The organism is Rhizobium aethiopicum, from assembly GCF_900094625.1.
Taxonomy (GTDB): domain Bacteria; phylum Pseudomonadota; class Alphaproteobacteria; order Rhizobiales; family Rhizobiaceae; genus Rhizobium; species Rhizobium aethiopicum.
Genome location: NZ_FMAJ01000002.1, coordinates 335,554 through 355,247 on the forward strand (window position 1 = coordinate 335,554; position 19,694 = coordinate 355,247).

The following is a 19,694-nucleotide window of genomic DNA, read 5'->3' on the forward strand; positions in this document are numbered from 1 at the left end:
GGCAGGCGTGCAATCGGTTGAAAACGCATGGAAATTGCAACCGATGGTCAGGCAGGTTTCATCAGCAAGCGATAGGCGCGGCCATCGAGGATGACGAGGCCGAAACCGATCAGCCCCATGCCACCGAATTCGCTCAGGCTGAGCCTTTCGCCGAGGAAGAGCACACCAAGAAGGATGGCGCTCGGCGGCACCAGCAGTGTGACGAGCGAGGCGTTAGTGGCGCCAGCCGTCGAGATGACCCTGAAATAGAGAATATAGGCGAAGGCGGTTGACAGCAGCGCCAGCGCCAGAATGGCAAGCAGCACTTCGAGCGGCGGTATGGTCAGTGCCCAAGGTCGATCGGCCAGCAGCGACAATGGCAGCGCGATCAACGAGGAGGCGGTCAACTGGCCGGCGGCGGTGACAGGGGCGGGGACGCCCTTGAAACGTTTGCCGTAAGTGCCGGCAAAACCGTAGGAGACGGCGGCGAGCACCGGAAACAACAGCGCCCAGAGCGGAGCTTCGCTGCCGGTGGAGATGCCGGGGCCAATCAACACGATCGTTCCGAGGAGACCCACGAGGCAGCCGGCGATCTTGGCCGAGGTGAGCTTCTCGTCCGAGGTGAGGTAGTTGGCGATGAGCACGGTCCAGATCGGCGTCGTCGCGTTCAGAATCGCCGCAAGGCCGGCGCCGAGGCGGGTCTGTCCGAAGAAGATCAATGCATGCGGCAGGACATTGTTGATGATGCCGAGGATCAGGAATTCGCGCCAGCGGGCCTTGAGGATCGAATAGATGTCGAAACGGCCAGCGACATAGACATGCAGAGCGAGCGCTGCGAGCAGCAGCCGGAGGGAGACGAGGGTGAGCGGCGGTACGTGCTGGACGGCGATACGGGCAAAAAAGAAGGAACCGCCCCAGATCAGGCCGAGCAGGATCAGCAGACCCCAGGTCCAGGCATTCATTCTGCTGTCCATGCCGCTTCCTCCACCGCGATGAAACCGTCACTGCAATCGGCACCGGTTCTTCGTCAGGAAGCTTTAGCCCAAGCGGAAAACGCCGCCACCCGTTTCTTGCAAAGCGGGTGGCTGTAAACGTCCGCGGCGATCAGAGAGCGTTGAGAAGGGCAGGCGTCGCCCAGCCGTCTGCCGGCATGCCCAAGCGCTGCTGCTCCTTCTGGATAGCGACACGGGTGCCGGAGCCGAGGATGCCGTCGATCTCGCCGACATCATGGCCGAGCGACTGCAGCTTGGTCTGCAGCGTCTTCATCTGATCGTTGGCAAGCCCCTGTTCCGGTGTGCCCTTCAGGTAGGTCGGGGCGCCGGATAGACGGGTCGCGAAATAGGCCGCGGAAGTCGTGTAGATGAACGACTTGTTCCATTCGAGATAAATCTTGAAGTTCGGATAGGCGATGAAGGCCGGTCCCATGCGGCCCTGGGGCAGCACGAGATCGCCTTCGAGATCGCCGAAAGCGGTGTTGCCGTCGCGCGGCTTGACGCCGAGCGCGAACCATTCGCTGGCCTTCATCGTGCCGCCGAGTCCGGATTTTTCGAAGGGCAGGTTGTCGGGGACGGTGACCTCCTGCAGCCAGGGCTGGCCACGCTCGAAGCCGAGATGCTGGATGAATTTCGCCGCCGTCAGGATGGCGTCCGGGCTGCTCTGCTTCAGGCGGACATGTCCGTCGCCGTCGCCGTCCATGCCATAGGCGATGATGTCGCGCGGCAGCATCTGCACCTGGCCGATCTCGCCGGCCCAGGCGCCGGTGTTGCTGGCGGGATCGAGGTCGCCGTGCTGGACCATCTCGATGAGGGCGATCAGTTGCGGGCGGAAGAGTTCCGGGCGGCGGCAGTCGTGCGACAGCGTCACCAGGGCGTTGCGGGTGTTGAAATCGCCCTGGACGGCGCCGAAATCGGTTTCCATCGCCCAGAAGGCGGTGATGACGCCGGGCGGCACGCCGAATTCCTGCTCGGCCCGGGCAAAGACGTCGGCATATTGCTTCATCTTTTGGCGGCCGATGTCGAGGCGGGCCTGGCTGACCGTGCGCTGGGAGAATTCGAGGAAGGTCTGCTTGAAGACGCCCTGGGCTCGATCCCGGCTCAGGACCTTGGGATCGATTTCGGCGCCGGCAAGCGCCTCGTCGGCGGCCGTCGCGCTCGCACCCGCGGCAATCGCAGCGGCCTTGACCCCCTGGAGGAAGGCGGACAGATCGCCGCCGCAGGGCGCCGCCGCCGGGGCCGAGGCTGCAGGCGCCTGCTGAGCGGCCGCGCTGCCCGCAAAAGTGAGGGCAAACAGGAGGGCGAGTGCAGAGCAGCTTGTGAGCGAGCGGTGCATGAAAGCGGTCCTTATAGCAAATGGATGCTCGTCGCTTTCACAGAGGAATGTGACGGAAGCAAGAAAAATTGAAAGACGTTACTAAGAATTTCCATCCTTTGAAACGGTCGCGACCCAATTGTTCCAGTTCTTCGCGCTGCCCGCAAAGACGTTGATATCGGTCGGTCCCTTGATGCCGGGAACGACGCCGGTCGAGGTATATTGCCAGAAGGCCCAGCGGCGATCCGCATAGGTCACTTCAGGGTGTTTTGCCACCGAGCGCACCCAGAAATGATAATCCCGGAAATAGCCGGCGAGATTTTCGCGGTGGAAATCGACCGAGGTATAGATGATCGGGCGTTTGCCGTAATAGGCCTCCAGCCGGTCCATGAAGCGCTGCATTTCTGCGCGCACGGTCGCCGGGTCGGGGCGATAGCGGCATGTCTTCGATTCGCCGTTCCATTCGACGTCGAGCACCGGCGGCAGGCGCATCGCGTCCTTCGGCACGTTGCGGATGAACCAATCGGCCTGCTGGTCGGCCGACGAGCAGAAATAATAGAAATGATAGGGAGCGTGCGGGATGCCGGCGGCGCGCGCCTCGCGCCAATATTCGTCGAATCGTGAATCGAGCCGGTCCTTGCCTTCCGTCGCCTTGATGAAGGCGAAGGCGACGCCGGAATTCTTCACCGTCGCCCAGTCGATATCGCCCTGCCATTTGGAGATGTCGATGCCGTGCACCGCATTCTGATGCGGATGCTTCGGTCCGAATTCCTGCGGATCGGTGTCCTTGAAACGCGTTTTCGGTTTGATCGATGCCGTTTCGAGGTAGTCATAACCGGAAGAGGAGCAGCCGGCCAGCAGGATGGCCAGGGGCAGAACGCAAAACAAAAGCCGGCGCATGGGTATCCCGTCGTGAACCGAATGATCTCTTTGCCCCACAGCCTGACCTTCGAAGATGACGAGCCCAGCAGAGGAATAACCCTCTTTTCACCATATCAACGTAAAAAATCGGTTAGTTTCAAGCGGAATTATGAGCGCCTGCTGATAATGGCCGCCCGCCAAGCATAACCTCTGCCGACAGATTCGAAAACCAGACGTGCATTACGCTCGTTGGCCTGGGCTTCCAGGACCTCGCGCAGGTCGCGGCGCGGGGTGACGTGGAACTTCGCAAGCCAGGACTGCAGCATGCTGCGGAACCGGGGCGGCAGGCCTTCCTGCTGGCCGAAATCGACGATGTGCAGCTGGCCGCCGGGATTGAGCGCGGCGATCGATGCATCGATGGCACGCTCCCAATCGGGGATCATCGACAGGGCATAGGAAATCAGGATGCGGTCGAAGCCGCTGACGCCGAATTCGCGCGGCGTGAACGCCGTCGCGTCGGCGACGCGGAATTCCGGGATCGTCGCCTTGGCGGCGAAGGTCCTGTGGGCCGAAATCAGCATTTCCTGCGAAATGTCGAGGCCGAACAGCTTGGCGCTCGGGAAATGCTTGTGAGCCAGAGCCATGTTGCGCCCGGTGCCGCAGCCGACTTCAAGCAAGGTGCCGCCATCGGGCAGGTCGAGATTGCGGATCGTGCTGTCACGACCGAGGAGGTAGTATTTGCGGGTCAGATCATAAATATGACGCTGGTAGCGGTACATGCCATCCATGAGGTTGGCATGCTGATCGCGCTTTCCCGCCGTCTCGGTCCCGGCCTTGCTCACGCCTTCTTCCCGTAAATGTGGAAGCCGCCGTAGATCGCGGAGCGATCGAGCGCGGCCAACTCGCGCGACTTCTCTTCGAAGTAGTCCCACTGGTCGCGGATCGAAGGAGACAGACGGCCTTCGATGATGCTCTTTTCGGCGGCGGTGCGGAAGATCACGCGCGCGCCTTCACGCGCCGTGCGGGTGATTTCCCGCCAGACGTCGTTCAGCTGTCCGTCGGTCATCCAGTCCTGCGCGTCGAGCAGGATATAACGATCGCGCGAAGCGGCCGGCTCGCGCGCCAGAAGCTCGGTGAAGCTTGCATGGTGGACGTTGACGCGGTCGATATTGGCGCGGATCACCTCGTAGTGCTCCGGCTTCAAATAGGTCGGCAGCGGGCCTTCCTCCTCCGTGCCGTAGCGGCGGCCGAAGGCCTGCCAGGCGAAGTAATTGTCGCGCATCGGGAAGTGACAGGCGAGCTTTTCCAGGCGATGCTTCAAAACCGGCGCGATCGAATGATCGTCGGCAAGGCTTGCAAGCTCGTCATATTGCTGCGGCGGAATGCCGAGGCCGAAGAGCGAGCTCTTGCGGCCGGTGATCCAGCGCACGACCGGCTTTTCGAAGAGCGGCGCGATCTTGTCGTCGAAGAACTGGCGCTGCTCGCGGATCGAGCGGGTCTTGGTCATCTCGCGCAACTTGACGCCGTGCAGGCGGGCCAGAAGATGGGCCGCGCCGATGAAGCGACCGAGCAGGCCGGTTTCATAGATATTGCGGTCGAAGACGGTTACGCGGCGGCGGCCGAACTTGCGGCCGTTCCAGTAACTACGCGTCGTCTCGTCGAGTTTGGCGGCGAGATGCCGGTCATAGGCACGGCTGTTCGACTTCTCGTTCGGCAGCGCCAGGAAGCGCACGAGATCGGCATGACCGGGAAGATGCTTGAAAGCGGCAAGTTTCAGGCGATTCAGTGCGATATGGTGCGGGTTAAGGTCGACGACGTCGATTGAGGCCGGCGCCTTTGAAAGATAGGCGAGCATGTTGCAGCCGCCAGAGCCGATGGTGACGATGCGATGGTTGGGCTTCAGCTCCATCGCCTGCATGTCGAGATCCGGATCCTCCCAGATCTGCGGATAGACGAGGCCGGAGAAGAGCAGGCCAAAGAGACGCTCGGAAATGCCATCCTTCGAAAAGGCCTTGTGGCGGAGAAGGGCGTCCTTGAGTTTCCGGTTCTTGCGGAAGCCGGCATCCGGTGCAAATTCTGACATGAGTCTGTCACCTTTTTAGCGTTCAGGGCGTGTAGCGCGCCACTGATACAGTTTGATGACGTGGGCTGTGGGCCTGCGCCGTTCGAAAATATTCTCCTCCGCGGAAAGTGATCGGGGCGACGGATCTTCTTCGCACCGCCCCCTTTCCGGCGCGCCCGATTCCTGCTTCTCTCCCGACATCGGAGGAATGCCATGCGATTTGTCCCGCGTGTTCTGAAGGCGCTTGCTCTCCTTCTCGTTGTCGTCGTCACCACGGCTGCCGGCTGGCTCTTCGTCCGGCCGCCGGAACTGCTTCGAGTTGGCGATGGCTACGCCGCCAAAATCGTCTGCTCCAATGTCTTCATCGCCGGCCGGGACGCCGAGGAGGTGCTGGAGGAAGACGTCCAGGCGCCGGGAAACCCGCTGCTGCGGCTGGTGCGCGTCAGCGTCGACCATGACAACGGCCGGGTGACGGCACGCTTTATGGGGCTGTTCGCATCCAGCTATGCGCTCTATCGCGGCGCTCTCGGCTGCACGAGCGTGCCGGACGGCGATTTCGATGCGGCGGCGAATGCTGTGCCCTTCGATGCGCCGGCCAAGATGGAAACCAATGATGCTCCATGGCCTCAGGGCGAGGGTGTCGGCGATCCCGACGGGAAGATTGCCGCTGTGCTGGCCGATGCCCGGCTTGCCGGCCCGTCCATGCGGGCAATCGTGGTGGTGCGTGACGGCCGCATCGTCGCCGAAGCCTATGGCCCCGGCTTCTCGGCAAAGACGCCGCTGATCGGCTGGTCGATGACAAAGACGGTGAATGCGGCGGTCCTCGGGCGGTTGATGTTCGACGGCAAGATCTCCTTCGACGACGATCATTTGCTGGCGCAGTGGAGGGACGATGCGCGCGCCAGGATCAAGGTTTCCGACCTGCTGGGCATGGAGAGCGGCCTTGCCTTCAACGAGAACTACGGCGATGTCGCCGATGTGACGCGCATGCTCTATCTCGATCCCGACATGGTGGCGCTGCCGGCCAATGCGCCGATGGAGGCGGCGCCGGGTCAGCGCTTCCGCTATTCGAGCGGTACTGCAGTGCTCTTGTCGCGCATCTGGATGGACAGGGTTGGTAACGGGCCGGCAGCCTTCTCCTATCCGCACGATGCGCTCTTCTCCCCCCTCGGCATGACGAGTGCCGTCTTCGAAGTCGACGCACGCGGCACCTTTGCCGGAAGCTCCTATCTCTACGCGACGGCGCATGATTGGGCGCGCTTCGGACAATTCCTGCTGCAGGATGGTGTCTGGAACGGACAGCGGCTGTTGCCGGAGGGTTTCGTCGGCGCCATGCGCACGCCGACGGCGGCGTCGAACGGCAGGTATACGCAAGGCCAGGCCTGGCTCGCACCCGGTGGCTCAAGCGCCGCGTTCGGGCTGCCGGAGGATACGTTCTGGCTCACGGGGCATGACGGGCAGAGCATGGCGATCGTGCCTTCCGCCAACCTGATCGTGGTCCGACTCGGCCTGACGCCGGGTTGGCTCGGCTACCAGCCGCAGACGCTTCTCAAGGCGGTCCTGGCGGCTTTGCCGCCATCGGGAGCGCCGCAACAGCAGGCCGGATCGCAGCAACCGACGGCAGCGCAGCCGTAGGCTTCGACCGCCGTTTCACTGCATCGCTGTTTCAGTAATTGCAGGCTCAATAATTGCCTTGGGCGATGTTATTCATGCCCTTGCGCTTGGCGTCGTAGTAATAGCCTCGCGCATAGAGGCGCACGGCGTCTTCTTCCCGGCTGTCTGAGACCAGCCAGGCGCCACGCAGATATTTCGCGGCATATTTAATGTTGGTCTCGGCGTCGAAGAGACCGCCCGGCGCACCGTCGTAGCCCATGGACTTGGCGGTGTTGTATTTGATCTGCATCAGGCCGAAATAGCCGCGCTTGTTATAGGCCTTCGGATTGTAGCGGCTCTCGCGATGGACGACGCGGTGAAGCAGCGTCTCGGGAATTTCATAGATCTTCGAATATTTCTGGATAAGCTTGGTGACGAAGCTCTTTTCGACTGTCGGCGCATCGTCCTTGTCGTCGTCGCTGAACATCGGGGGAGCCGTCGGCGGATCGATCGGCCCGGACTCGTCGAAGCCATAATCCATTGAGCGCGGCGTCGTGTCGACTGCGGCCAGCGCTGCAAGCGCGCTGTTCTGCGGGGTGGCGGCAAAGGCAAGCTGCGTCGCCGGCTGCGCCGACGTGGTCGGTCGCGGCGTCGGCACGACGGACTGGATCGCCGTCATCTCAGGCGTCAGCGGGATCTGCGCATAGGCTGCGGGTTGTATGCCTGCCTGCATGGTGAGATCAGCAGGCTGGGATGAGGTCACCGCCGGCATCGCCGTTGCGGTGAGCGACAGGGCAGCCGGCGTCTGAGCAAGGGCGGCGCCTGCGACTGTCTGGCCGGCGCCTTCTGCGGTCGGGACCGCGGCAAGCGTCACGTCTTCGCCGGGCTTCGGCGTCGGCACCACGGTCTGAGCAGCTGTGAGTTCGGCCCGAGAAGTATATTCGACGCTCGTGCACCCGGTGATCATGCCACAGCAGAGCACCGTAGAAACGACGAGACCGCGTTTCAGGCCGGACAATCCGATCGCTACCATTCCGTCACTTTCGTGAAATCGCGCCGCCCCGGCAGCGTTATAAAAGTTACTAAAAAGCTTAAACCTGACGACCCCATTAACCTATTCGTTGCATTCCGGCAACCACGGAATATTTCCAAGCTGCAATAGCGCGATACCCGGTTCTCTAAGCGGCAATGCGGCGATACCCAGCCGTTACGGCGCCTGCAGCGATCAGCAGAGTGCCTCCCGTCCGGTTCACCGCGCGCTGGACGCTTGCCTTGCGAATCAGTCCGCGAGCGGAATGAGCGAGAAACGCGTAGGTGGCGGCGTTGAGGATCGCCAGCACGAGGAAGGTCGCTTCCATGATCGCCATCTGCCCGAAGAAGGGCAGGGCGGGATTGAGGAACTGCGGTACGAAAGCGACGAAAAAGACGATGCTCTTCGGATTGAGGGCGGTGACGACATAGGCGTGGAGGAAAATCTTGCGCGATTTTTCCTCCGGCAGATTGTCATTGTCAGCGACCGGCTCGCCGATCACGGGAGCCCGCCAGAGCTTGATTCCCAGCCAAATCAGGTAGGCGCCGCCGATCCACTTCAGGAGGGTGAAGAGGGTGGCGGAGGTGGCGAGCACCGCGCCGAGACCGAAGAGGGACGCGGTCATGGCGGTGAAGTCGCCAAGCGCCACGCCGCTCACCGTCGCCAAGGCCGTCCGGCGGCCATGCCCAAGCGCATAGGAAACGACGAGCAGTATCGTCGGCCCCGGTATGGCCAGCATGATGGCGCATGCGGCAGCAAAAGCGAGCCAGGCTTCAAGCGACATGGAATCTCCTCCTATTCCGTCGGAATAAGCAAAGACACCATATTAACCGCCCGTCAATCATGCTTCTTTGTATTTCTGCCCTATATTGTCCATGACTTCGGCAAACCATGCCGTAGACAGGTCAAAAGCTTTGCCACCCTTGATGCGCGGAAATTCTATAGTGCGCAACTTACCGTTCTGCGCTTCGTCATGGCCGGTGACGCCCGAAACTTTATCGAGCGCGCTTTCGACGGCGAGATCGACCATGCTCTGGATCAGCCTGAGGTCATCGCCATTGGCCGGCGCCGAGCGAGCGAAATAACCCGATTTCTGCACGAGCGAACGCTCGGCATTCAGCAGATTAGCGAACTGCTTCTGGAACCAGGCGCCGACATTGATCGTGTCGATCTTCACGTGGCCGAAAGCGTCGCGTTTGACGGTCTCGCCGGCAGCTTCGCGCTCGGCGACGATAGCGTCGAGGCAGGCGCCTTCCGACACGAAGACGGTGGCGTGGCCGGTGCGGTCCATGATGTCCTTCAGGCGAGCGGCCTCGGCATCGAGGTCGAAGGCCATTTCGGGCAGGTAGACGGCGTCGATGCTCTTCAGGTGCGCGTCCATCATCAGGCCGTCGACATACTGGTTACGGCTGGTGCGCTGAAGATAGGCGCGGGCGGTTGCTGCCGTCAGCCAGCCGCAATGGCGGCCCATCACCTCATGAATGACGAGGGTGCGCGGCGCGGCCGTCTGCTCGTTGCTGACATTGTCGAAGAAATGCGCACCGACTTCTGCCGCCGTCCAGGCGCCGAGCGACTGGCGGATCGGCACGACGTCGTTGTCGACGGTCTTCGGCAGGCCGACGACGGTGAGATTGTAGCCGTTGGCGGCGAGATAGGCGGCAAGGTCGGCGGCGGTGGTGTTGGTGTCGTCGCCGCCGATGGTGTGGAGAATGGTGATGCCGTCATCGGCAAGGCGCTCGGCGGCGACCCTCAGCGGGTTCTCTCCTTCCTTGACCAGGCCGCGCTTGACGCAGTCGGTAGCGTTGGTGAGCTTGACGCGGCTGTTGCCGATCGGCGAGCCGCCATAGCGATGCAGGAGCGGTGCTTTCTCGCGCATGTCGCGGGTGATTTCGATGCGGTCGCCGAGCAGCACGCCCTGGTACCCGGACTTGTAGGCGAGGATATCGATCTCGGGCGCGACGTCGCTGTAGCGTTCGATGAGGCCGCCGACGGCGGAGGAAAGACACGGCGCCAGGCCTCCGGCGGTCAGCATTGCGACTTTCTGTTTGGCCATGGATCCCTCCTGCGATGTTTCTGTGGGCGGCGTTAGCTAGCGCATGGATGCGGCAGGGAAAGGGCCCTGTAAAGTAAAGAATTTACGAAAAAGCCGGCTTTCCTTCGAGTTGAACGGCAAAGGCGGCGGGAAGCGCCGATATAATCGTTTCAAGGCCGACCTGTCGCTGGGAACTGTTTGTGGAAATCATCGGTTAAGCATTGAGTGAGGGTGGTGCGGGCAACCCTCTCACGGCGGATCAGGCGAAAACGGTCGATCACTTGCTGCGGTGCAATAATTACCGAATCGTGAAAACTGTTTTCGATGCTACGACCAATAGTCGCCTTGCAAAGGCTACGATTCTTTGGTCAAGCTGATTGCTCATACTTGACAAGCTTGCGAGAGATTTCGATGTCCTTCTGGGAAAAACTGTTGAATGCCATTGGCAATACCGCGGGCAATGCGCTCTCCGCGGTGGTCGAGGCTATTCGTACAGTTTTCGAAGGGGATCCCGAGACCCGGCGCAAAGTGGCTTTCTCAGTGGCGATCATCGCGCTTTCGGCCAAGATGGCCAAGGCCGATGGTATCGTCAGCGAAAAAGAGGTCGAGGCGTTCCGCGAGATATTCGAGTTTCCCGAGGATCAGGCCAAGAATGTTGCCAGGCTCTATAACCTCGCACGCCAGGATGTCGCCGGCTACGAAGCCTATGCCGAGCGGCTCTCGACGCTCTGCGTCACCTGCGCGGCCAATTGCCCGGTGCTGGAAGACGTGTTGGACGGTCTGTTCCATATCGCCAAGGCCGATGGGCTGATCCACAAAAAGGAACTGAATTTCCTCGGCCATATCGCCGAGATCTTCCAGATGAGCGAGACGCGCTTCGAGCAGATCGCCGCTCGTCACGTCTCTTCAGGCGGCGATCCTTATAAGGTGCTCGGCGTTTCGCCTTCCGACGATTTTACGACGATCCGCCGCCGTTACCGCGGCCTGGTCAGCGAACATCATCCCGATCGACTGATCTCGCGCGGCGTGCCGAAGGAGTTCCATGTGATCGCCAATGAGCGCATGGCGGCGCTGAACGCCGCCTATGCGGCGATCGAGAAGGAACGCCGCGCCGCATGACCTCTTTCGAGGCCGATTATCAAGGCGCCCTTGTGCGACCGTCGCCCAACCACGGCGAGCGGGCGGAAGGGCGCCCTCCCGACATGATCCTGTTGCACTATACCGGGATGCCGACGGCCGATGGCGCGCTCGATTGGCTCTGCCGGCAGGAGAGCCAGGTTTCCAGCCATTATTTCGTGCATGAGAACGGCGAGGTCATTCAACTCGTTCCGGAGGCGCGACGCGCCTGGCACGCGGGTAAGAGCAGCTGGCACGGCGAGAGCGACATCAATTCACGGTCAATCGGCATCGAGATCGCCAATGCCGGCCATCCCGGCGGCCTTCCCGACTATCCGAAAAAGCAGATCGCCGCAGTAATCGAATTGTGTCGCGACTGTGTCAAACGTTGGTCGATCACGCCTGAAAGAGTGCTCGGACATTCCGATGTCGCGCCGATTCGCAAGGTCGATCCGGGCGAGAAATTCCCCTGGGCCGAGCTTCATCGGGCTGGTGTGGGTCATTGGGTCGAGCCGACGCTGATTACCGGCGGGCGCTTCTTTCAGCGCGGGGATGCCGGCCAGCCGGTCGAGGCGCTGCAATCCATGCTGTCGCTTTACGGTTACGCTACTGAAATTACGGGCGAATTCTCCGAAAAGACGGCGGGCGACGTGGAGGCCTTCCAGCGCCATTTCCGGCCCGAGCGGGTTGATGGAATCGCCGATTTCTCGACGATCGACACACTGCATCGGCTGCTCTCGGCGCTATCGCGTTATTCCTGATTCTCGTCAATTACTGAAAAGCCGAATTTCGCATTGCAGCGCGAAATTCGGCCTGCCACATCATTTCCCTATTATCTCCTCATTGCGATGGTCTAAGAGCGTCCGCCAGGCGGTGCTCGGGGTTGTTTTCGAGTTAAACCACGGGCGATATATGTGAAACTATAAGAATTACCGTGAATCCTGATCGGTCCTTGATCTGGTATTCATTATGACAGCGAGGCGCGCCGTCCGGAAATTCTTTGGGTCGGAGTGTTCAAGACTACATGAGAAAACTGATTGTTGTTGCTGCAACATGCGTTGGCATGGTGCTGGCGGGGAATAGCTTTGCGTTTGCGAATGATTGGGGTGTGCGAGCCGATGCGCCGGTGAAGAAAGTCGAGCGTCCTTCGAAGAAGGCAGAGCGTCCGTTGAAGAAAGCGGAACGTTCGGTCAAGCCGGCGAAGCGTCCGCTCAAGACGGCGGAACGCCCGCTCAAGACGGTCGAGCGCCAGAGCGGTTATCCCGTCGCCAATGTTTCCGGCAATTCCTATTCCGCGCTGATCAGCAAACATGCGAACCAATATGCTGTACCGGTTGCGCTTGCGACCGCAGTCATACGCGTCGAAAGCAATTTCAATCCGAATGCACGCGGCAGCCACGGTGAAATCGGCCTGATGCAGATAAAGCCTGCAACGGCCCGCATGATGGGTTATTCCGGCAGCGCCAAGGGCCTGTTCGATCCGGAAACCAACATCAAGTACGGCATGAAATATCTGGCTGCTGCCCATGATCTCGGTGGTGGAGAGACCTGCAACACCATCCTCAAATACAATGCCGGCCATGGCGCGACGCGCATGAACCCGGTGTCGAAGACGTACTGCGGCAAGGTGCTGGCGATGCTCGACTGAGCCGCCGAGCGGATGGAAGGAAAATCCTCGGCCGCTGTTTTTGCAATATGAATCGGGGCGTCCGCCGTGATATCCCACCTCGAAACGAGGTGAGACATGGCAGTCGATTTCCGGTTCATCATCATTGGGCGCGGCATGATGGGGGCGGCGGCAGCACGGCACCTCTCCTCCATGGCCGACGGCATCGCGCTGATCGGCCCGGCGGAGCCCGAGGAGCGCAAGGTCCATCAAGGCGTTTTTGCCAGCCATTACGACGAGGCGCGCATTACGCGAACCTTCGACGGCAATCTCACCTGGGGGACCTTCGCTGCGCGGGCGCTCGACCGCTACCGCGAGATCGAGGCGAAGAGCGGCATTCCCTTCTTTTCGGAGGTCGGCTGCCTCTTTGCCGGTCCGCCGCCGAAGGACGAGCAGGATTTCCTTCTACGGGCGCTGACCGTCAGCGGGACGCTCGGCAGCCATATCGAGATCGTCGCGCCGGCGGACCTCGGGCGACGGTTTCCTTATCTGAGCGTCGGCTCTGATTTCAGCGGATATTTCGAGCGCAAGCGGGCCGGGCACATCAACCCGCGGGCGCTGGTGCGCGCGCAAGCCAGGCTCGCCGAAGGGGGTGGCGTCTCGCTGATCGAGGCCACGGCGACATCGGTGCGCGACGCAGGCTCTCATGTCGAGGTGACGGCCGGCGACAGAAGCTACAGCGCCGAGCGGGTGCTGGTGGCGGCGGGCGCGTTCAGTAATTTTCATGCTCTGCTGCCGCGCCCCGTCGATCTCAGGGTCATGGCGCGCACCGTTGTCTTCTATGAAATCGGCGAACGCGAGATGGCGGTCTTCGCCGATATGCCGTCGACGATCGTATTGGGCGACCGGGAGGAGGATCATATCTATATCCTGCCGCCAGTGCGTTATCCCGACGGCAAGACCTATCTGAAGCTCGGCGGCGATACTGAGGCGCTGTCATTCCACCGGCTGGAGGATGCCTGCAGGTGGTTCCGTTCCGACGGAAGTTCGGCCGAGCGTGATCATCTCTCGCGCATTGCATTGCAATTGATGCCGGAACTGGCTCGCTGCCCGGTCACGTCGGCTCCGTGCGTGGCGAATTTCACGCCGACGGGATATCCCTATGCCGGATTCACGCAGTCGCCGCGCATCGCGGTGCTGACCGGCGGCAATTTCGTCGCCGCCAAATCCTCCGACGAACTCGGGCGTCTCGGCGCCGTTCTCCTCAGGGAAGGGCGGCTCGAGGATGAGGATTTCGGCCGAGAGCTGACGCCGATCTTTGTTTAAGAGGGATATGATGGCAGTCAATTTCAAATATATCGTCGTCGGCCGCGGGCTGATGGGAGCCGCCGCCGCGCGGCATCTGGCGCGGCAGGCGGATGGTGTCGCGGTGATCGGCCCGGACGAACCGGCCGAACGCAAGACGCACGGGGGCGTCTTCGCCAGCCATTATGATGAGGGTCGCATTACCCGCACCATCGATCCCGACCGCAACTGGGCGCTGCTCGCCAACCGCTCGATCGACCGCTACGGCGAGATAACGAGCGAGAGCGGAATCGATTTCTATCGCGAGGTAGGCTGCGTCGTCGTTGCGCCTGATGGAGGCGATTATCTCGAAAGGACCCGGCAGGCCGCCGTTTCGCTCGGCGTCGAAACCAGTCTTCTGGATACGGCCAGACTGAAGACCGCTTTTCCCTTCTTCGCCTTTCCTGGCGGAAGTGCCGGCGTCTTCCAGGCGCGGGGAGCAGGACATATCAGCCCGCGCAAACTGGTCAAGGCGCAATCTCTGCTGGCAGAAAGGGCGGGGGCGGCGGTCATCCGTGACCACGTCGTTTCGATCCGCCAGGAGGGCGGGCTGGCGACGGTCGAGACAGCCGGCGGCGTCACCTATCGCGGTGAAAAGGTGCTACTAGCGGCGGGCGGATTTTCCATTGCCGAGAATCTGTTGCCGCAGCCGGTTGCCATGACGGTTTATGGCCGGACCGTCACGCTGTTTGAGGTCAGCGAGGCCGATGTTGCCCGGCTTGTCGCGATGCCGTCGCTCATTCTCGATGTGCCAGGCATTCACATCTATCTGTTGCCGCCGATCCGTTACCCCGATGGCAGATTCTACCTGAAGATCGGCGGCGATCCCGACGATCTGGTCTTGCGCAGCGACGCCGAGATGCGGGCCTGGTTCAGGACCGAGGGGCGCGAAAGCGTGCGATCGCATCTGCAACGCATCGTCGCCGACCTCGTACCCAATCTGGCGCCGCTCTCGATTTCGACCGCCGCCTGCGTCGTTTCATATACTGAAAGCGGCTATCCGATGATCGGCTATACTTCTTCGCCCGGGATTGCGGTGCTGACCGGCTGCGCCGGCACTTCGGCCAAGAGCTCGGACGAAATCGGCAGGCTGGGGGCGGAACTGCTTTTGTCGGGTAGAATCAGCGAACAGGGCTACTCCACGGATTTCACACCTTATTTTCGTTAAGGTCGTCCCCTATATTTCAGTGGTAATTAAGGGCTCTCTGGTTTATGGGAGCCCTGCCAGTTGGCCGGGCAGCCGCGCTTTACCAATGCCGAAAGGCGGTAGGGTGAGGAAAGTCCGGGCTCCACGGAAACACGGTGCCGGATAACGTCCGGCGAGGGCGACCTCAGGGAAAGTGCCACAGAAAGCAAACCGCCTGTCATGACAGGTAAGGGTGAAAGGGTGGGGTAAGAGCCCACCGCATTTCCGGCAACGGATTTGGCACGGTAAACCCCACCGGGAGCAAGACCGAATAGGGATGACGCGGCAGGCCGAAAGGCCTTCCGGCTGGTTTCCAGGCCAGTCATCCGGGTGGGTTGCGTGAGGCAGCGTGCGAGCGCTGTCCCAGAGGAATGGCTGCCACGTTCCGGTTCGCGCCGGAGCCATACAGAACCCGGCTTACAGGCCAACTGGCAATTAATATCCCTGGCGTTGCGGGCATTGATTTTCGTGGCAAGTCGCTGAAATCGAATGGTCTTAAGCTAGAGCTAAATGCTCGTAAAATATGTTTTAATACGATATACTACTGGTGCGCGTATTCCATAAAATAGCTGCGCTAACCCTTTGTTAAACTTAACAGCTTATAAATGTTTGATCATGCGTCCGTTGCAAAATGGGCGTGTCCCATTGACGCCCATATGGTCCCATGCTATCCCAAATGCGCACTGCACCGGGGCAATCATTTGCCCATTCATCGCAAAGCAAAGGCGCCTTCCTCTCTGGAAGCGTCGGGTGGGATTTAGCTCATCCGGCTTGCGAAGCTGTGCCTGATATTGGGAATTTCGGGCGTTTCAATGATGTCCGGATCCCTGCGGGAACGGATGTTTCGTGTCATGAGCCGCTTCCTTTCGAACGCGACCAACAGGATCGACGCCAAGGGCAGGGTTTCCGTACCTTCGGCATTTCGTTCCGTGCTGGCGCAGCGCAACGTCCAGGAGCTTTACTGTTTCCAGGACTTTGTGTTTCCGGCGATCAGCGTCGGCGGCCCGGATCTTCTCGAAAGATTCGAGCGGCAGATTGCTGCGGAGGATCCGTTTTCGTCGCATGCGAACGCGATGTCGCTTCTGATCCACGGAGGCGGGGTCTTCATGAAGCTCGATGCCGAGGGGCGGCTGATGGTTACGGATTTCATCCGCGACTTCACCGACATCTCGGACGAAGTGACCTTTGTCGGTCGGGCGGATCATTTTCAGCTCTGGCAGCCGCAGGCATTCCTGGCGGCGCAGGCGCAGGCACGAGGGGAGCGCAAGCTGGCGGGCAAGCGTTCCTGAAAGGACGAGGGAACGGAATGGTGGCGAATCCTGGCGGAGGTTCAACTGATGCCGGTGGCGGACCGGTTCGTCACATTCCTGTTCTTCTCGATGAAGTCCTCGCCGCGCTCTCGCCCGCGCCGGGCAAGCTCATTCTCGACGGTACATTCGGTGCGGGCGGCTATAGCTCGGCCATCCTTGCGGCAGGCGCCGAGGTGATCGCGCTCGATCGCGATCCCACGGCGATAGCGGCGGGCCAAGCGATGGTCGCTGTCCATGCCGGCCGCCTCCGGCTCGTTCATTCGCAATTCTCAAACCTTGCCGATCATGCGCCGCAAAGCGGGCTCGACGGCGTCGTGCTCGACATCGGCGTCTCCTCCATGCAGATCGACGAGGCCGAGCGCGGCTTCTCCTTTCAAAAGAACGGACCGCTCGACATGCGCATGTCGGCAGAAGGCGTTTCGGCCGCCGATGTCGTCAACCGCGCCAAGGTCGCCGATCTGATCCGCATCTTCCATTTTCTCGGCGAGGAAAACCAGGCTCCGCGAATCGCACATGCGATCGAGAAGCGGCGCGAGGAAAAACCGTTCGAAACGACACGCGATCTCGCCGGTCTCATCGAGTTGGTCACCCCGCGAAAGATGAAGGACAAGATCCATCCGGCGACGCGCGTTTTCCAGGCTCTGCGTATTTTCGTCAATGACGAACTCGGGGAGCTGGCGCAGGCATTGTTTGCGGCTGAACGCGCGCTTAAGCCCGGCGGGCGGCTCGTCGTCGTCACCTTTCATTCGCTCGAAGATCGGGTCGTCAAGAAATTCTTCTCCGACCGCGCCGGTAAGGCGACGGGATCGCGGCACCTGCCGGCCGCGCATGAGCGGGCGGCGACGTTTACGGCGATCGGCAAGCCAATGGTTTCGGCGAGCGAAGCGGAGGCCGAAGCCAATCCGCGCGCCCGCTCCGCGAAGCTGCGCGCGGGTCTGCGGACGGATGCCGCTCCCGAGGCGGCGGATATGTCGCTCTTCGGGTTTCCCAATCTGGCCAGTCTCGGAAAACTTGGAGGTTGATATGCTGAAAACGTTCGATCTCGTGCTCATCGGCGTCATGACGGCAACGGCCGCCGTCACCTACACGATCAAGCATCGCGCCGAATTGAAGCTCGAGGAGGTTCATCGCCTCGAGGCCGAGATCAAACTCGAAGAAGATACGATCGACCTTCTCAAGGCCGATTGGGCGCTGCAATCGCAGCCGAACCGGCTGGAGCGGCTGGTCAATGCCTATAACGCGGAATTGCAGTTGCAGCCGACGGAATCGACGGCGCTCGTGCATGCCAAGGAGTTGCCGATGTTGAAATCGGAGGTTCCCGTGCCTGACACGACGGAGGCCAAGGCTGGCGCCAGCGGCGCCAAGGGCGCGACCGTGGCCAGCGCCAAAGGCGCGACCGACAAGGCGCAGCCGGTTCCGACGCCTGCCCCCCGCGGCGCAGCAGCGCAGCGCGGCCTGGTGCAGGATGATGAGGCGGACGAGATCGAAACGGGGTCGGTGGAGTAATGTCGTTTCTTTCCCGCATCATGGTCCTGAAGAGCCAGGCGCATTTTTCCGCCGGTGTCTATAACCGCTTCGGCGGCCCTTCCGCCGGCTTGGCGATCGAGGGCTCGCGCAAGAAAAAATCCGGGCAGGCAAAAAGCCGTGTCGGTCTGCTCATCTTGAGTTTCATGGGCGTCTATGCCGTCATCGGCGGCCGCCTGGTTGAGTATGCGATGAAGGATCAGGAGGTCGTCTCCAGCATCCTGCCGCCCGACCGGCTGATGGCCTCGCGTCCCGATATCCTCGACCGCAATGGCGAGGTGCTGGCGACCGATATCCGCACCGTCTCGCTGTTTGCCGAGCCGAACAAGATCGTCGACGTCGACGAGGCGGTCGAGAAACTCGCAACTGTTCTGCCAGAGCTCGACGTCAGGGACACCTATAAGAAGCTCTCGGTCAAGACCTCGCATTTTGCCTGGCTGCGCCGGCAGCTGACGCCCAAGCAGCAGAGCCAGATCCTGGCGCTCGGCATTCCCGGCATCGGCTTTCGGCCGGAGAAACGCCGCTTCTATCCCGGCGGGGCGACCGCCGCGCATATTCTCGGCTACGTCAACATCGACAATCGCGGTGTGGCCGGCATGGAGAAATATATCGACGACCAGGGGCTCGCCGATCTCGCTTCGGTCGGCATGACCAGCGATCAGCCGCTGGAGCCGGTGCGGCTGTCGATCGACCTGCGTGTGCAGAACATCGTTCGCGATGCGGTCGTCAACGCCGTCAACAACTTCCAGTCCAAGGGCGCGGGTGCTGCTGTTATCGACGTGCATACCGGCGAGGTTCTCGGCATGGCGTCGGCGCCCGATTTCGATCCCAACAATCCGCAGGAGGGCGCCAAGGAAGGCTGGCTCAACCGGATGACCAACGGCACCTTCGAAATGGGGTCGACCTTTAAAACCTTTTCGCTGGCGATGGCGCTTGACAGCGGCAAGGTGAAGATGTCGGACACATTCGACGCCAGCAAGCCGATCTATATCGGCGGCTTCACCATCCACGACTTTCACGGGCAGCGCCGCTGGCTGACCGTTCCCGAAATTTTCCAATATTCCTCCAACATCGGCACGGCGCGTGTCATCGACCTCGTCGGCATCGACGCGCAGAAGGACTATCTGACCAAGCTCGGCCTCTTGACGAAGATGCAGACCGAGTTGCCGGAAGTGAAGATGCCGAGCCAACCGCGTGTCTGGAAGAAAATCAATTCGATTACGATTTCCTTCGGCCACGGGGTTTCGACGACCGCGCTGCAGACGGGCGTGGCGGCGGCTGCTCTCGTCAATGGCGGCAAGCTGATCGAGCCGACATTCCTGCCGCGCACGCGTGACCAGGCCGATCAGATCGCTGTACAGGTTCTCAAGAAATCGACCAGCGACGAAGTCCGCTACCTCCTCGATTTCAACGGTTACAAGGGGTCCGGGCGCGTCGCCCGCGTGCCGGGCTTCGGTGTCGGCAGCAAGACCGGTACGGCCGACAAGGTGGTGAACGGGCGTTACTCCTCGACGCTGAACTTCAATTCCTTCATCGCCGCCTTCCCGATCGACAATCCCAGATATGCTGTCATCACCTTCTGCGACGAGCCGAAGACCGGCGAAAAGCAATATGGCGGAACGATCTCCGCCGGCACTGCCGGCCCGATCGCCCGCGAGATCATCCGTCGCGCGGCCCCCATTCTCGGCGTCGAGCCGAAATTTGGGGAGGGCGGATCGGCCTTGCTGGTGTCTTATTGAGCGTG

18 protein-coding genes and 1 other RNA gene are annotated in these 19,694 nt (G+C 61.3%); 11 read left to right on the top strand and 8 right to left on the bottom strand.

Translation table 11 applies throughout. The features are described 5' to 3' along the window. Positions 1–47 precede the first annotated feature (47 nt). The 5 genes from GA0061105_RS05960 to GA0061105_RS05980 form a co-directional block, all read right to left on the bottom strand. Positions 48–953, bottom strand: coding sequence for a DMT family transporter (locus tag GA0061105_RS05960; RefSeq protein ID WP_092748702.1), 906 nt, complete (start codon positions 951–953; stop codon positions 48–50). 130 nt (positions 954–1,083) lie between these two features. Beyond that, complete coding sequence (locus GA0061105_RS05965) at positions 1,084–2,307, bottom strand: lytic murein transglycosylase (RefSeq protein ID WP_092748704.1); 1,224 nt, start codon at positions 2,305–2,307, stop codon at positions 1,084–1,086. An 81-nt stretch (positions 2,308–2,388) separates the two neighbouring features. Then, a complete protein-coding gene (locus tag GA0061105_RS05970; protein WP_092748706.1) occupies positions 2,389–3,186 on the bottom strand; it encodes a glycoside hydrolase family 25 protein in 798 nt (265 codons plus the stop codon). Between the two features lie 128 nt (positions 3,187–3,314). Next, the gene (locus GA0061105_RS05975; protein ID WP_092748708.1) at positions 3,315–3,989 is read right to left on the bottom strand and encodes a class I SAM-dependent methyltransferase; all 675 of its coding nucleotides are present in this window, start codon (positions 3,987–3,989) and stop codon (positions 3,315–3,317) included. Next, on the bottom strand, positions 3,986–5,230 hold the full coding sequence (locus GA0061105_RS05980) for a BtaA family protein (protein WP_092748710.1): 1,245 nt from the start codon (positions 5,228–5,230) through the stop codon (positions 3,986–3,988). The genes GA0061105_RS05975 and GA0061105_RS05980 overlap by 4 nt, the downstream gene beginning before the upstream one ends. 192 nt (positions 5,231–5,422) lie before the next feature. Here GA0061105_RS05980 and GA0061105_RS05985 point away from each other — a divergent pair, with 192 nt between their 5' ends. Further along, the gene (locus tag GA0061105_RS05985; protein WP_092748712.1) at positions 5,423–6,844 is read left to right on the top strand and encodes a serine hydrolase domain-containing protein; all 1,422 of its coding nucleotides are present in this window, start codon (positions 5,423–5,425) and stop codon (positions 6,842–6,844) included. Between the two features lie 46 nt (positions 6,845–6,890). Here GA0061105_RS05985 and GA0061105_RS05990 read toward each other — a convergent pair whose 3' ends face one another. From GA0061105_RS05990 to GA0061105_RS06000, 3 genes are all read right to left on the bottom strand, one after another. After that, positions 6,891–7,835, bottom strand: coding sequence for a lytic transglycosylase domain-containing protein (locus tag GA0061105_RS05990; protein WP_092748714.1), 945 nt, complete (start codon positions 7,833–7,835; stop codon positions 6,891–6,893). 145 nt (positions 7,836–7,980) lie between these two features. Beyond that, positions 7,981–8,616: a LysE family translocator gene (locus tag GA0061105_RS05995; RefSeq protein WP_092748716.1), complete on the bottom strand. Its 636-nt coding sequence runs from the start codon at positions 8,614–8,616 to the stop codon at positions 7,981–7,983. 57 nt (positions 8,617–8,673) lie between these two features. After that, complete coding sequence (locus GA0061105_RS06000; protein WP_092748718.1) at positions 8,674–9,885, bottom strand: pyrophosphate--fructose-6-phosphate 1-phosphotransferase; 1,212 nt, start codon at positions 9,883–9,885, stop codon at positions 8,674–8,676. Positions 9,886–10,275: 390 nt separating this feature from the next. Here GA0061105_RS06000 and GA0061105_RS06005 point away from each other — a divergent pair, with 390 nt between their 5' ends. From GA0061105_RS06005 to GA0061105_RS06050, 10 genes are all read left to right on the top strand, one after another. Beyond that, positions 10,276–10,983, top strand: coding sequence for a J domain-containing protein (locus GA0061105_RS06005; RefSeq protein ID WP_092748720.1), 708 nt, complete (start codon positions 10,276–10,278; stop codon positions 10,981–10,983). Beyond that, the gene (locus GA0061105_RS06010; RefSeq protein WP_092748722.1) at positions 10,980–11,741 is read left to right on the top strand and encodes an N-acetylmuramoyl-L-alanine amidase; all 762 of its coding nucleotides are present in this window, start codon (positions 10,980–10,982) and stop codon (positions 11,739–11,741) included. The genes GA0061105_RS06005 and GA0061105_RS06010 overlap by 4 nt, the downstream gene beginning before the upstream one ends. Before the next feature lie 263 nt (positions 11,742–12,004). Then, positions 12,005–12,628: a lytic transglycosylase domain-containing protein gene (locus GA0061105_RS06015; RefSeq protein WP_092748724.1), complete on the top strand. Its 624-nt coding sequence runs from the start codon at positions 12,005–12,007 to the stop codon at positions 12,626–12,628. 96 nt (positions 12,629–12,724) lie between these two features. After that, entirely contained in the window at positions 12,725–13,912 is a 1,188-nt protein-coding gene (locus GA0061105_RS06020; RefSeq protein ID WP_092748726.1) for an NAD(P)/FAD-dependent oxidoreductase, read from the top strand. 10 nt (positions 13,913–13,922) lie between these two features. Further along, a complete protein-coding gene (locus tag GA0061105_RS06025) occupies positions 13,923–15,098 on the top strand; it encodes an NAD(P)/FAD-dependent oxidoreductase (protein ID WP_092749059.1) in 1,176 nt (391 codons plus the stop codon). A 56-nt stretch (positions 15,099–15,154) separates the two neighbouring features. Next, positions 15,155–15,552, top strand: an RNA gene (rnpB, locus tag GA0061105_RS06030) — RNase P RNA component class A. Between the two features lie 415 nt (positions 15,553–15,967). Further along, positions 15,968–16,405, top strand: a complete 438-nt coding sequence (gene mraZ, locus GA0061105_RS06035; RefSeq protein ID WP_167358525.1) for a division/cell wall cluster transcriptional repressor MraZ — start codon at positions 15,968–15,970, stop codon at positions 16,403–16,405. A gap of 17 nt (positions 16,406–16,422) precedes the next feature. Beyond that, positions 16,423–17,448, top strand: coding sequence for a 16S rRNA (cytosine(1402)-N(4))-methyltransferase RsmH (gene rsmH / locus GA0061105_RS06040; RefSeq protein WP_092748730.1), 1,026 nt, complete (start codon positions 16,423–16,425; stop codon positions 17,446–17,448). A 1-nt stretch (position 17,449) separates the two neighbouring features. Further along, a complete protein-coding gene (gene ftsL / locus GA0061105_RS06045) occupies positions 17,450–17,932 on the top strand; it encodes a cell division protein FtsL (protein ID WP_064694700.1) in 483 nt (160 codons plus the stop codon). Further along, positions 17,932–19,689, top strand: coding sequence for a peptidoglycan D,D-transpeptidase FtsI family protein (locus tag GA0061105_RS06050; protein WP_092748732.1), 1,758 nt, complete (start codon positions 17,932–17,934; stop codon positions 19,687–19,689). The genes ftsL and GA0061105_RS06050 overlap by 1 nt, the downstream gene beginning before the upstream one ends. The last annotated feature ends 5 nt before the right edge of the window (positions 19,690–19,694 follow it).

Excerpts from the sequence above, each read along its gene's own strand:
- GA0061105_RS05960 (WP_092748702.1), bottom strand. The coding sequence starts at position 953 with ATGGACAGCAGAATGAATGCCTGGACCTGGGGTCTGCTGATCCTGCTC.
- GA0061105_RS05965 (WP_092748704.1), bottom strand. The coding sequence starts at position 2,307 with ATGCACCGCTCGCTCACAAGCTGCTCTGCACTCGCCCTCCTGTTTGCC.
- GA0061105_RS05970 (WP_092748706.1), bottom strand. The coding sequence starts at position 3,186 with ATGCGCCGGCTTTTGTTTTGCGTTCTGCCCCTGGCCATCCTGCTGGCC.
- GA0061105_RS05980 (WP_092748710.1), bottom strand. The coding sequence starts at position 5,230 with ATGTCAGAATTTGCACCGGATGCCGGCTTCCGCAAGAACCGGAAACTC.
- GA0061105_RS05985 (WP_092748712.1), top strand. The coding sequence starts at position 5,423 with ATGCGATTTGTCCCGCGTGTTCTGAAGGCGCTTGCTCTCCTTCTCGTT.
- GA0061105_RS05990 (WP_092748714.1), bottom strand. The coding sequence starts at position 7,835 with ATGGTAGCGATCGGATTGTCCGGCCTGAAACGCGGTCTCGTCGTTTCT.
- GA0061105_RS05995 (WP_092748716.1), bottom strand. The coding sequence starts at position 8,616 with ATGTCGCTTGAAGCCTGGCTCGCTTTTGCTGCCGCATGCGCCATCATG.
- GA0061105_RS06000 (WP_092748718.1), bottom strand. The coding sequence starts at position 9,885 with ATGGCCAAACAGAAAGTCGCAATGCTGACCGCCGGAGGCCTGGCGCCG.
- GA0061105_RS06005 (WP_092748720.1), top strand. The coding sequence starts at position 10,276 with ATGTCCTTCTGGGAAAAACTGTTGAATGCCATTGGCAATACCGCGGGC.
- GA0061105_RS06010 (WP_092748722.1), top strand. The coding sequence starts at position 10,980 with ATGACCTCTTTCGAGGCCGATTATCAAGGCGCCCTTGTGCGACCGTCG.
- GA0061105_RS06015 (WP_092748724.1), top strand. The coding sequence starts at position 12,005 with ATGAGAAAACTGATTGTTGTTGCTGCAACATGCGTTGGCATGGTGCTG.
- GA0061105_RS06020 (WP_092748726.1), top strand. The coding sequence starts at position 12,725 with ATGGCAGTCGATTTCCGGTTCATCATCATTGGGCGCGGCATGATGGGG.
- GA0061105_RS06025 (WP_092749059.1), top strand. The coding sequence starts at position 13,923 with ATGGCAGTCAATTTCAAATATATCGTCGTCGGCCGCGGGCTGATGGGA.
- mraZ (WP_167358525.1), top strand. The coding sequence starts at position 15,968 with ATGAGCCGCTTCCTTTCGAACGCGACCAACAGGATCGACGCCAAGGGC.
- rsmH (WP_092748730.1), top strand. The coding sequence starts at position 16,423 with ATGGTGGCGAATCCTGGCGGAGGTTCAACTGATGCCGGTGGCGGACCG.
- ftsL (WP_064694700.1), top strand. The coding sequence starts at position 17,450 with ATGCTGAAAACGTTCGATCTCGTGCTCATCGGCGTCATGACGGCAACG.
- GA0061105_RS06050 (WP_092748732.1), top strand. The coding sequence starts at position 17,932 with ATGTCGTTTCTTTCCCGCATCATGGTCCTGAAGAGCCAGGCGCATTTT.